11 protein-coding genes are annotated in these 12,514 nt (G+C 35.6%); all 11 read right to left on the reverse strand.

Annotated features, from left to right (window positions below):
• Nucleotides 1-22: 22 nt before the first annotated feature.
• The 11 genes from P278_RS10545 to P278_RS10595 all read right to left on the reverse strand — a co-directional run bounded on the left by P278_RS10545 (nucleotide 23) and on the right by P278_RS10595 (nucleotide 12,505).
• Nucleotides 23-1,000: a polyprenyl synthetase family protein gene (locus P278_RS10545; protein WP_038266370.1), complete on the reverse strand. Its 978-nt coding sequence runs from the start codon at nucleotides 998-1,000 to the stop codon at nucleotides 23-25.
• 74 nt (nucleotides 1,001-1,074) lie between these two features.
• On the reverse strand, nucleotides 1,075-2,115 hold the full coding sequence (rlmN, locus tag P278_RS10550; RefSeq protein ID WP_038266570.1) for a 23S rRNA (adenine(2503)-C(2))-methyltransferase RlmN: 1,041 nt from the start codon (nucleotides 2,113-2,115) through the stop codon (nucleotides 1,075-1,077).
• Between the two features lie 123 nt (nucleotides 2,116-2,238).
• Nucleotides 2,239-3,288, reverse strand: a complete 1,050-nt coding sequence (gene queA / locus P278_RS10555) for a tRNA preQ1(34) S-adenosylmethionine ribosyltransferase-isomerase QueA (protein WP_038266373.1) — start codon at nucleotides 3,286-3,288, stop codon at nucleotides 2,239-2,241.
• An 85-nt stretch (nucleotides 3,289-3,373) separates the two neighbouring features.
• Nucleotides 3,374-4,606, reverse strand: coding sequence for a 3-phosphoshikimate 1-carboxyvinyltransferase (locus P278_RS10560; RefSeq protein WP_038266375.1), 1,233 nt, complete (start codon nucleotides 4,604-4,606; stop codon nucleotides 3,374-3,376).
• Between the two features lie 72 nt (nucleotides 4,607-4,678).
• Nucleotides 4,679-5,005 (reverse strand): nucleotide pyrophosphohydrolase, encoded by a 327-nt coding sequence (locus P278_RS10565; protein WP_038266378.1) that lies wholly within the window; start codon nucleotides 5,003-5,005, stop codon nucleotides 4,679-4,681.
• 2 nt (nucleotides 5,006-5,007) lie between these two features.
• Complete coding sequence (locus P278_RS10570) at nucleotides 5,008-7,020, reverse strand: DUF3857 domain-containing protein (RefSeq protein ID WP_038266381.1); 2,013 nt, start codon at nucleotides 7,018-7,020, stop codon at nucleotides 5,008-5,010.
• Nucleotides 7,021-7,040: 20 nt separating this feature from the next.
• Entirely contained in the window at nucleotides 7,041-8,957 is a 1,917-nt protein-coding gene (locus tag P278_RS10575) for a DUF3857 domain-containing protein (RefSeq protein WP_038266383.1), read from the reverse strand.
• Between the two features lie 80 nt (nucleotides 8,958-9,037).
• Nucleotides 9,038-9,490, reverse strand: a complete 453-nt coding sequence (gene dtd / locus P278_RS10580) for a D-aminoacyl-tRNA deacylase (protein ID WP_038266386.1) — start codon at nucleotides 9,488-9,490, stop codon at nucleotides 9,038-9,040.
• Nucleotides 9,491-9,517: 27 nt separating this feature from the next.
• The gene (gene rsgA / locus P278_RS10585; protein WP_038266388.1) at nucleotides 9,518-10,468 is read right to left on the reverse strand and encodes a ribosome small subunit-dependent GTPase A; all 951 of its coding nucleotides are present in this window, start codon (nucleotides 10,466-10,468) and stop codon (nucleotides 9,518-9,520) included.
• A gap of 76 nt (nucleotides 10,469-10,544) precedes the next feature.
• Nucleotides 10,545-11,627 carry a bifunctional 3-deoxy-7-phosphoheptulonate synthase/chorismate mutase type II gene (locus P278_RS10590; protein WP_038266391.1) on the reverse strand — a complete coding sequence of 361 codons (1,083 nt, stop codon included), beginning with the start codon at nucleotides 11,625-11,627 and terminating at the stop codon, nucleotides 10,545-10,547.
• Nucleotides 11,628-11,644: 17 nt separating this feature from the next.
• Entirely contained in the window at nucleotides 11,645-12,505 is an 861-nt protein-coding gene (locus tag P278_RS10595; protein ID WP_038266393.1) for a prephenate dehydrogenase, read from the reverse strand.
• Nucleotides 12,506-12,514 lie beyond the last annotated feature (9 nt).

Consider the following 12,514-nt stretch of genomic DNA (forward strand, 5'->3'; position numbering starts at 1 on the left):
ATTTAAAATTGGGGGAAAGAAATTATTTTTTACGCTCTATAACGTAATTTACCATTAGCTTAAGAGATTCTTTATAGTTTGATTCTTCATATTGCTCCAACAAAGACAATGCTTCTTCTTTAAATTCAATCATCTTTTTTTCAGCATATTCAAGTCCACCATTACTCTTAACAAAGCTAATGACCTCTTTTACTCTTTTCTTATTCTTATTATGATTTTTTACCGAATTAATTAACCAGTCCTTTTCCTTCTTAGTACAATTATTCAAGGCAAATATCAGGGGGAGCGTCATTTTTTGCTCTTTAATATCAATGCCAGTAGGTTTACCTATTGGCCCGTCGGTATAATCAAACAAATCATCTTTTATCTGAAATGCCATTCCAATAAGCTCACCAAACTTACGCATACGCTCAACGTCATCAGAATCTGGTTTTACAGAGCAGGCTCCCAGACTACAACACGCTGCGATAAGCGTTGCTGTTTTTTGGCGAATAATTTGGTAGTAAACCTCTTCTGTGATATCCAGTCGACGCGCTTTCTCTATTTGAAGTAACTCACCTTCGCTCATTTCACGAACGGCCACGGAAATAATTTTGAGCAGATCAAAATCATTGTTATCTATAGAAAGTAACAACCCCTTTGACAATAAGTAGTCCCCAACCAATACTGCAATCTTATTTTTCCAAAGAGCATTGATTGAAAAGAAACCTCTTCTAAGATTTGCATCATCAACAACATCGTCATGTACCAAAGTAGCTGTGTGAATCAATTCAATAACAGATGCACCTCTATAGGTTCGTTCATTGACCTTACCACCTGAAACTAATTTGGAAACCAGAAAAACAAACATTGGACGCATTTGTTTCCCTTTTCGATTAACTATATAATGGGTAATACGGTTTAGGAGGGCTACTTTTGAGGACATAGAATCGTAGAACTTTTTCTCGAAAAGTTCCATTTCCTCTCTTATTGGTGATTTAATTTGCTCTACTATCTTCATTCGCGGTTTCAAAGATAGTATTTACTAAAAAAATATTAGCAAAAAATTCGCTTGAATAATTAGGAACAACTTCATTAAGATTTATTCGCTAATTGCCCACATGCAGCATCTATATCTTTACCTCTAGATCTTCGAACGGTAACAGTTATTCCGTTTCGCTCAAGCAGATCCTGATACATACTTATTGCATCATTACCAGCCTGCTTAAATTGATCATCTCCAATAGGATTATACTCGATCAAATTAACTTTAGATGGTGCAAACCTACAGAAACGGACTAAAGCTTCTGCATCCTTACGTAAATCATTAATACCTTTCCAAATCACGTATTCATATGTGATTCTACTTTTTGTTTTCGCATACCAGTATTCCAAGGCCTCCCTTAGATCATCCAGCGGAAACTTTTCATTGAATGGCATTATAGAGGTTCGAACATCATCTAAGGCTGCATGCAACGAAACAGCTAATTTGAATTTAACCTCATCATCAGCAAGTTTTTTGATCATTTTGGGGACACCTGAGGTTGAAACCGTAATTCTTCGGGGTGACATTCCTAACCCCTCCGGGGATGTGATTTTATCTATAGCCTTAATAACATTCTTATAATTCATAAGTGGTTCTCCCATTCCCATGAATACTATATTTGACAAAGGCCTGTTATAATACAAACGACTCTGATTATCTATAGCTACGACTTGATCATATATTTCATCAGGATTTAAATTTCGCATACGTTTAAGCCTTGCTGTGGCGCAGAATTTACAATCCAAACTACAACCTACCTGACTTGAAACACATGCGGTGGTACGAGTTGCTGCAGGAATAAGAACCGATTCTACGATCAATCCATCATAAAGCTTTACAGCATTTTTAATGGTACCATCATTACTTCGCTGCATATGATCTACTTTCACATGATTAATTACGAAGTTATCATTCAGCATTTTACGAGTTTCTATGGAAATACTGGTCATATCTTCAAAAGAATGAGCTGCCTTATTCCACAACCACTCGTATACCTGATTTCCTCTAAAAGCCTTATCTCCGTTGGAAACAAAAAACGCTCTTAGTTCTTCTTTGGTAAGTGCTCTTATATCTTTTTTAGTTACTTCCATCATATTGCAAAAATAGTGAAGATATCTAATAAAATACGAATTATTAAAATACCTCCTTTTATATATAAAATAGGGTCCTGCTTTTCAGCAGGACCCTACGATATTTTCAATTATCCTGAGGGATTACAAAATCAGCATTGCGTCTCCGTATGAATAAAATTTATATTTTTCTTTTACCGCTTCTTTATAGGCCTTCATCATAAGGTCGTGCCCTGCGAATGCTGAAACCATCATTAACAATGTTGATTTCGGTGTATGAAAGTTTGTGATCATACAATCCGCAATGCTAAACTCATAAGGAGGGAATATAAACTTGTTAGTCCAACCTTGAAATGTATTCAAAGTTCTTTCCGAAGAAACTGAGCTTTCCAGACCTCGCATTACGGTTGTCCCAACGGCACATACTTTATGTTTTTTAGCTTTTGCACTGTTAACAGTATCAACAGATTTATCATCGATATAAAGCTCTTCACTGTCCATTTTATGCTTAGAAAGATCTTCAACCTCAACAGGGTTGAAAGTTCCCAGGCCAACATGTAAGGTTACTTCCGCAAAATCAATTCCTTTAATCTCTAAACGTTTCAGCAAGTGCTTTGAAAAGTGTAGTCCAGCCGTTGGTGCAGCTACTGCTCCTTCATGCTTTGCATAAATCGTCTGATAACGCTCTTCATCCTCTGGCTCAACATCTCTTTTGATATATTTTGGCAATGGAGTTTCCCCTAATTCACTAAGCTTTTGTCTAAACTCATCATAAGAACCATCATATAAAAAACGAAGGGTTCTACCTCTTGATGTAGTATTATCAATCACTTCTGCAACAAGGCTTTCATCTTCACCAAAATATAATTTATTTCCGATTCTGATTTTCCTTGCCGGGTCAACCAAAACATCCCATAAACGCTGATCTGCATTCAGTTCTCTTAACAAAAACACTTCGATACGCGCACCTGTTTTCTCTTTATTACCAAACAAACGAGCAGGAAATACTTTGGTATTATTAAGCACCATAACATCCCCTTCGTCGAAATAGTCGATAAGGTCTTTGAAAAGTTTATGTTCAATTTCTCCTGTTTCTCGGTGCACCACCATTAAGCGAGCTTCATCTCTCGATTCTGATGGATACTCAGCCAACAAATCTTTCGGAAGATCAAAGTTAAAATGAGATAATTTCATCTAAAAAAGTATTTTTTAAGCCTGCAAATATACAATCCTAAAACAGGGGTTGTCAAGGAAATAGGCAATTAATTCTAATTTAGGCTTATAATTCCTTTAAATTAAAATGTAATTTCTTCATATCATTCCAGAAATCCGGGTATGATTTAGACACCACTTCTGCATCGTTTATAATGATAGAAGTTTTTAATGCCAATGGTGCAAATGCCATAGCCATTCTATGATCGTTATAGGTATCAATAGCTATATCAGGATTGATATAATCAGAAGGCTTAAGATGCAACTCCTTATCCGTAACTTCAATTTCTGCGCCTAACTTACCAAGCTCCGCTTTTAAAGCTTCCAGTCTATCTGTTTCCTTAATTTTAAGGGTATGCAATCCACTTAAATCGCATGCGATCCCTAATCCAAAAGAAGTCACAGCTATTGTTTGTGCTATATCCGGGGCATTACTTAAGTCTATTTGAATGGAAGTATCCCTGGCTACCGCTCTCTCTTTGGTTATACTAATTGTATTATCTTCAAAGGTAGTAGCCACTCCAAAATCTTTATAAATCTCTGCTAAAACCGAATCTCCCTGAAGACTGTCTTTTTTGTAACTGGAAAGTTTAATGGTTGATCCTACATCACACAAAGCGATTATACTATAGAAATACGAGGCTGAACTCCAATCAGACTCAACAACAATTGTCTTGGCTTTTTCTATATCAGCAATAGGTTCAACCTTGATTACATTTCCTTCAAAAGTAGAGGTCACTCCAATTTGACTCAGTAATCCTAAGGTCATATTTATATAAGGCACAGAGGTTATCTTACCTTCAAGCTCCAAAATAATACCGTTTTGAAGAAACGGCGCTGAAAGCAATATCGAAGATATATATTGACTGCTCACATTGGCCGCCATGGTTACTTTATTAGCTGAAAGGTTTTTTCCCACTATTTTTAATGGTGGATAACCATCATTGTCAGTATACTCGATAGAAGCATTTAATTGTTTTAAGGCATCCACTAAAATTTTAATTGGACGTTCTTTCATACGTTGAGAACCTGTAAGCACCACCTCTCTACCTTCTTGGGTAGCAAAAAATGTAGTTAAAAAGCGCATAGCTGTTCCTGCATGGTGAATATCTACCTCCCCATTTAAAATTTTCAATCCCTTTTGCATTACTTCAGAATCATCTGAATTAGATATATTTTCTATGTGCAATGCCGGATATAAAGCCTGTAATAGTAATGCCCTGTTACTTTCGCTTTTAGACCCCGTTATCTCTATATTTTCTATTAGCTTGGTTACCGAAGAATGAAGGTGTAAATTCACTTTAAAACTATTTATTAAATAAGGTGTAAATTTAAAAAAGATTCCCGCAATTGCGGGAATCTTTAAATAACATTATTTAAGCTTTTCGTTACTATGGTGTCGATCGTGATCGCGTCTGCTTTTATGATCCATTTTTTTATCAAAGGCCTCTTGAAGATCAATCCCGGTTTGGTTTGCCAAACACAGCACCACAAAAACCACATCGGCCAGTTCCTCTCCTAAATCCTTTTCCTTATCGCTCTCTTTTTCACTTTGCTCTCCATATCGTCTAGCAATTATTCTTGCTACTTCGCCCACCTCTTCAGTTAGTTGTGCCATATTTGTCAATTCGTTAAAATAACGAACTCCGTGTTTTTTTATCCACTGATCTACGGCTAATTGAGAATCCTTAATATTCATGATTATACTTTAGTCAACACTATTTTTTCCGTTTGCTTTGCAACTAATTGCTTATAAAACTCCTTAATTGTATCATAATATACCGAACTAATTATTGCACTATTAATATCGGTACTAATACTTAATTGAATTACATTCTGAGATATTTTCGTAACGAATTTAAACATTCCCAAATCCTCTGGCAACTTTAAAATCATTGGTTCGGGATAAGATTCAATTTTATACCCCTCCGGGATATTTATATTTACCATATACCGATTTGATTTTGGGTACGAAAAATCAATTGGAAATTCTCTTTTTTCCAGTTTGAACGGGTTTTCCTTACGGGTAAAGAAAAACAGTGGAGAGAAGTATATTTTATCACCTATTACATCTGCAGAACCTTCCTTTTTAAAATCAATACTTTCAACGATTGGTTTAGAAAGATCTTCCATGTTTTTCACTTCATGGTTTTCGACAACAATACCTTCAAAAGCATTTTCAATGTTTTCTACATATTCGTCTTCTGCCATAATAGAATAGACTTGACGATAAGTCAAGGCTCTATGTTTGGTAAGTTGTCTTCTATATTTTCCTTTCAAAGTACCATCCTCATTTAAATCAACCATCATATTCACTAAGGATTTAGAAGGGCTCGAAGGCATGAGATTCACCTCTGCTGAACTACCATTTTCTCTTACCAATCTTCCAAACCAATTCAAGGTCTTTTCAGGGAGTATATTTGGCCCACTATACTTACTTGTACCGTCTAACAAAATTAAAGAGTTATCTATTTCAATGGCACAAATGACATAGTTGAATCCATCTTTCGTTGGAAAAAAAGGAACTCCATGATTTCGTGTACTTACCAAGACCGGATTCGCATTGACACCCTGGGAACGCAACATTGCAGTAAGCATTAAATTAATCTCCGCCACATTACCAGTTTTTGTACTATATGCCTTTTTAACTCCATCGCTACAATACACGCCGGTGTATTGATTCCAATTCATTATTTGTTTAACATAGTTGTAAATTAATGCTACCTTTTCCATAGGGTTTTGAACTTCCTTAACCAAGTCTTGAATATCATTTTCAAAATAACCTGATTTCACCAACTGTCCGCCAAAGTTTGATGATTCATATATCGTTTTTGTAACGTGCTCCCAGGTTTGGTTAAAGTACTCAATTGGTGAACTAGGCATTTTGGTATAAGCCAGCTCATGTTTTACAGCACTTCTGTAATTATCTATGTTATTTACGTAATTCTCATCTTTTAACTTTGGCACTGAAGTTCCCTCATATTCAGTAATGTTACACAAAACCTCTAAATTAGATGTTTGAGTTTTATGCGCACTCGTTGTCACTTTCCCTGGCTCACTATACTGATACCTCATGCTCATCGTTTTCTTAAAAGCTGTTGTGTTACGTTTAATAGCAAAATATCCTTTATTAAATTCTTTATACCCTAAATATTCGGGAATTTCAGTCTTATACACTATATGATTAACAGGTATATCATACTGAAACTTCCATTCAGGCAAACTATGAATATACGGAGAGCGAATTCGATATTTATATTCTATCACCGAACCTTCCTTAACATTAGGCAGGGTAAACTTTTTTTGATTCCAATAATCATTAACTTCTTCTAAAAACTCACCACTTTTCTTCATTTTTTCATCCGTTACTTTGCCATTTTCCAAATTGTATGTAATTGCCTTCAGGCTTCTCATCTCTTCATCATTTGAACGGTTTTTACCTGCATATAATGGCACAGCCATTGTAGCATAACTATACCCCTCTTTTGTGTATATTTTAACTCTGGCCTCTACTTCTAAATTATAATACCATCCATTATCATACTCCATGGTTAAACGTCCTTTTTTAAATAAAATAGCTGCTGGAGCTGAAGAATCTCCAGGATGAACTTTTTCCAGAATTTCCTCTTTGGAAACTTTTCCAAAATCAAAATCCTGTGCTGTTGAAAAATAGAATGAGGTTAAGATTAAAACAATTGTAATTTTAAATTTCATAATGATTTATTTGGTAGCGGTTAACTTTTGATTAAAACAATTTTGGCATTATCGTGTTTATTTATATTCATTAAAAATTCACGAAATGCAGCATACTTTTCTTTCGAATACTTACCTTCATGAATGATCAAACTACGTTTTAATTTAATAGAATTATCGCCATTCTTTATAAGATCTACCTTATAGATTCCAAATTCATTTTCTATTGATTTACTTTCGGCCATTGCCTCTATTTCATATCCCTCTGGTAAATGAACACTAAATTCATCCTCATCAAAAAATCCTCTATCAATCTCCAGCGGCATTTTTCTGTTTCTATACCTGTTTGGAATATTACTTAGTTTATTGAAAGCATTTGGTGCAAAAATCATCCTTTCACCTGCCAAGGAGGCATATTTCGTAGCGGATATTTGAATTTTTTCGATGAACTTGATATTGCTTTTTTCATTTTCAAGATTAAAACTTTCAATGTTTAAATTATTGATATTACTCCAATAACTTTTGTAATGTTCTTCAATTTCGTCCTTCGAATAATCGTTAATAACAAAATGCTGATCGTATTGTATTCCACTAGTTTTAATTAAAACTTCACCACTAATACTCCCTGTTTCATCTAATTTATATTCCGCATATATCTGTTGATGGTTGCTATCGTCCTTATAGGCATGTGTTCGCTTGATAACCCCACCTTCATCAGTTACCACCAGAACGTCTCGGTTATCTGTAAAATCACCTAAAAATCCAAAAGGATGTATCTGACTAGTGCATTCAAGCCAGACATCTCCATTGTCCGAAGGAATATTGAGTATGACGTGATTTCCCTGCATGGAAGCAAAATTTTCTTCCATCCCTCTCTTATCAGATCCGGCATAAACAACGGCATAATAAGACTTTACTCCTACCGCCTTTAAAAGAGCTCTTGTGTAATTTGTTAATCCTTTACAGTCTCCATATTTAACCTTATCAACTATTTCTGCCTTTATTGGCCTCCACCCTCCAATACCCACTTGAACACTTATATACCTTGTATTCTCCTGCATATACTGATAGACAACCTTGGCTTTCTCAAGCGGGTCCTTCAGGTCTGCCGTTAGAGCCTTCATTTTATTGACTGTATCTTCCGGCAATTCATCCGTTCCGACAAGCAAATTATCATATTGCCATTTTCCCATATCTGCCCAATTGTGAACTTCTCCATCTACTCCCTCCAAATGAAGTTTAGATATTGCGAATAACACTTGAGGTTTATAAGACCTCAATGACGGGCTAAATTCTTCATATTCGACAGCTTGCAAGTTTTTTGCTGTATACGTAATTGTTTCTTCAGTAGATTGATTTTCAATTCCAGGAAAGTCAGGAAAGTTTTTCTCCTTTGCCCTTAATCCTAAACCTGTCGGGTCCGTAATTGCTATGGTACTTAATTCAGTACTTACTCTAAAGCCTTCCAAAGGACTCCATGTTGGAATAAAAGCCGTATTGGATGTTTCGTATTCATATTCGTAGGCAACAGTAAAAGGAAATGACACTGGAGTATATTCTAAATATAACACTCTGGAATCTGAATATAAGGTACCTCCACTTACTGCGCTTACGTCTTTAAAATGCTTTTGTTTTATTGTTTTAATTTCATTTCCGAATGCGTCAAAAATGACTGCTTTTATATTTTTGATTTTAACATTATCATCATAATATAAATACACTCCTAAATCATTGTTACCTAATTTATTTAAAACGGCAACAATTCTTTTACCTTTAACATTCATTAAATTCTGGGATTCGAGTTCTATTTTCATCTCAGAAAATCGAATGACCGCATTGGCTTCTTTTTTAAGCGATAACGGAATTGTACTGGCCTGATAATACTTACTTTGTTGCGCCCATAAAGCGGTAAGACCTACGAATATAAAAAAACAAAAAGGAAGAATTTTCCTAAACATACTTAACAGATTTATCTTAAAATCGTGTTAAATATAACCAAAATTATCTAAAAAAGAAGAAATTCCTACAGCCTTGAACCTTACTCTTTATTCTTGGTGTCTATGATTATGGTTACCGGTCCGTCATTAATAAGAGCCACTTTCATATCGGCTCCAAATTCACCTGTTCCAACTTTTTTATTCAAATCCTTTTCAAGATGAGTCACAAAAGCTTCATAAACTGGAATTGCAACATTAGGCTTAGCTGCTTTAATATAGGAGGGCCTGTTGCCTTTTTTTGTTGATGCATGCAAAGTAAACTGACTAACCACAATGGCATCCCCTCCTTCATCAATTAGCGATCGATTCATTACACCATTCTCATCATTATAAATTCTAAGGTTCGATATTTTTCTGGAAAGCCATTCTATATCATCTTTACCATCTTCCTCCTCAATCCCTAACAAAATGAGCACCCCTTTATCTATTGCGGATTTCACTGCACCATTTATAGTGACACTAGCTTCATTGACACGTTGAATTACTGCTCGCATTACAATATAAAATTTAAACGGTTATTATTACTCCTCCCCATAAATATCAGTACGATAGGGTTCGTCATCCCCTTCCAGCAACTGTAAATAACTTCTATATCGAGACCACGAGACTTCATCCTTCTCCAAAGCTTCTTTAACAGCACATTTTGGTTCATCGACATGCAAACAATTATTGAACTTACAATTGCCTTTTAAAGCAAAAAACTCAGGGAAATAATCTCCTATTTCATCCTTATCCATATCAACCACTCCAAAACCTCTGATACCAGGGGTATCAATAATACGAGCATCAAAGCTCAAGTCGTACATTTCTGCAAATGTGGTTGTGTGCTGACCTTGTTGATGATACTCTGAAATTTCTGCAGTTTTTATATTTAAACCAGACTCAATTTTATTGACTAAAGTGGATTTCCCAACGCCGGAATGACCTGAGAACATGGAAGTTTTTCCGTTCATCATTTCTTTAACCTTATCGACATTTTCCCCTGTTCTGGCGGAAACCCCTAAACACTCATATCCAATCTTGCGATATATTTCGGTTAAATACCCGGCTTGTGCCTTATCTTCATCCGAATAGGTATCTATTTTATTAAATAATAAAATGGCTTTAATATCATAGGCCTCAGCTGTCACTAAGAATCTATCTATAAATGATGTATAGGTAACAGGGTTACTGACTGTAACAATTAAAAATACCTGATCGATATTTGCTGCAATAACATGGGTTCGTTTGGAAAGGTTTACAGATTTACGGACGATGTAGTTTTCGCGGTCATGGATTTCTTTGATAACGCCAATTTTGTCGTCACCGATAGTCTCCAGATCAAATTCCACCACATCACCTACTGCTACCGGATTTGTACTTTTAATCCCTTGAATCCTGAATTTCCCCTTTATACGGCATTCATAAACTTCTCCTGTTGAAGTTTTCACTGTATACCAGCTACCGGTAGATTTATAAACCGTTCCTGTCATTAAAGCTATTTTATGGCAAAATAAGTAAATCTCCGCCAATAAAATAAAAAAAGCCCTTTTCAGGGCTTCCTTTTATTTAAGATTTCAAAATCTTTTCCTGATGGTTGATCGATTCCTGGTGAATAGCCTTAAACATTTTTAAGACGAATTCTTCACTTAATCCTCTTTGTTCACCTTCTAAAATCATATTGCCAAGAATTTCATTCCAACGTTTAGACTGAAGTACAGCAACATTCTTTTGTTTCTTCAATGCACCAATCTCATCTGCTACCTTCATTCGCTTACCTAAGGTATCTATAATAGAATTATCAATAACATCAATTTGTGCACGCAGTTGATTCAACTTGTTATTATATTCAGCCTCTGCATCAGTTTCTTTTCTAATCTTTAGATCTTTCATAATCTGCACCAGGCTTTCAGGAGTAACCTGTTGAGCAGCATCACTCCATGCATTATCCGGATCGAAATGAGTCTCAATCATCAGGCCGTCATAATTTAAATCTAATGCAGTCTGAGAAACATCAAAAATCAAATCTCTCTTACCACTAATATGTGAAGGGTCACAAATAAGTGGGAGGTCTGGGAATTTATTTTGTAATTCAATTGCTAATTGCCATTCCGGAATATTTCTGTACTTTGTTTTTTCATAAGTAGAGAACCCTCTGTGAATTACTCCTAATCTTTTAATATCACTTTTATAAAGACGTTCGATCCCTCCTAACCACAATGAAAGATCTGGATTCACTGGATTCTTTACCAAGACCACTTTATCTGTTCCTTGTAAAGCATCCGCTATTTCCTGAACAATAAAAGGACTCACTGTAGATCTTGCACCGATCCATAAAAGATCAACATCTGCTTCTAAAGCAAGTTCAACGTGATTTGCATTTGCTACCTCTGTAGCAGTTTTCATTCCAGTTTCTTCTTTTACTTTCTTCAACCAGTTAAGTCCGAGAGCTCCTACTCCTTCAAAATTTCCAGGACGTGTGCGTGGCTTCCAAATACCTGCTCTAAAATAATTCACATCAGTATCTTTTAATTGATGTGCTATTTTCAACACCTGTTCTTCTGTTTCTGCGCTACATGGCCCTGCAATTACCAGTGGGTGATCTAATCCGAGATCATCTAACCACGTTCTTAACTCCTTTGAATTTTCCATTTTTTAAATTTTCTAATTTAATTTGTCTTGATTGATATTCCTGCTAATATTTCTTTAATTCTATTGGTATTCTGCATCTCTTCATAAATTGAAGAAAAATTATCTTGCTCCATTAATTCTTTAAACCTCTGGAGGTTATTAATATATTCTTCCAGGGTTTCAATGACGTTCTCCTTATTGTGTTCAAAAATAGGAGTCCACATAGCTGGTGAACTTTTGGCTAACCTTACCGTACTTTCAAATCCACTCCCAGCCATGTCAAAAATATCACGTTCGTTCTTTTCTTTTTCTATTACTGTCTTTCCCAGCATAAAAGAACTAATGTGTGATAGGTGAGAAACATACGCTATATGTTTATCGTGTGCTTTTGGTTCCATGTAGCGAATCCTCATTCCTAATTCGTAAAAAATCTTCATGGCTCGTTCTTGCAACTTAAAAGCGGTTTTCTCAACCTCACAAACAATATTCGTTTTGCCCTTAAACAAATCTGCTATTGCGGCTGTTGGTCCTGAAAATTCGGTACCTGCAATTGGATGCGTGGCTAAAAAATTTCTTCTCTTAGGATGACTTGCCACCTCACTACAAATTAACGACTTAGTAGAACCTACATCAAAAACCAAGGTTTCATCATTTACGATGTCCAAAACCTCAGGCACAACCTTAATAGCAGCATTTACCGGTATGGAAACAATTACCACGTCGGCCGCTGTCAGGTCAATCATTTCAGCGCCCTCATCAATAATGCCAAGGTCTAAAGCTTGTTCCACATGGCTTTTATCAGCATCAACCCCAAACATCTTAACCGATGGATTGGTCTTTTTAATATCAATTGCCATTGATCCGCCTATGAGTCCCAAGCCTATTATAAATACATTCATTTTTATTCT

It is taken from the genome of Zhouia amylolytica AD3 (assembly GCF_000511935.2).
Lineage (GTDB): Bacteria > Bacteroidota > Bacteroidia > Flavobacteriales > Flavobacteriaceae > Zhouia > Zhouia amylolytica.